Below are 291 nucleotides of genomic sequence, written 5' to 3'. Positions count from 1 at the left end.
AGCGAAGTGGCTAAACGCGGCGGACTGTAAATCCGCTCCTTCGGGTTCGGCAGTTCGAATCTGCCCCCCTCCACCAATGATTTTTGTGTAAGCAAAATATCTACCCTTATTTAACAACTATTCTTATAGGGGCATAGTTTAACGGTAGAACGAAGGTCTCCAAAACCTTTGGTGTGGGTTCGATTCCTACTGCCCCTGCCAAAGAAATTTTAAGCATGGCGATTGTGGCGAAGTGGTTAACGCACCTGATTGTGGTTCAGGCATTCGTGGGTTCGATTCCCATCAGTCGCC

Annotated in this window: 2 tRNA genes; both read left to right on the top strand. The window is 48.1% G+C overall.

The window, feature by feature from the left end:
- The first annotated feature begins 127 nt into the window (after positions 1 to 127).
- Positions 128 to 201: transfer RNA gene (locus Q1B03_RS22045), tRNA-Trp, on the top strand.
- Between the two features lie 17 nt (positions 202 to 218).
- A tRNA-His gene (locus tag Q1B03_RS22040) sits at positions 219 to 291 on the top strand.

The organism is uncultured Rossellomorea sp. (genome assembly GCF_947488365.1).
Taxonomy (GTDB): domain Bacteria; phylum Bacillota; class Bacilli; order Bacillales; family Bacillaceae_B; genus Rossellomorea.
The sequence above is the reverse complement of the archived record's forward strand: the minus strand, read 5'-3'. Positions and strand labels throughout refer to the sequence as shown.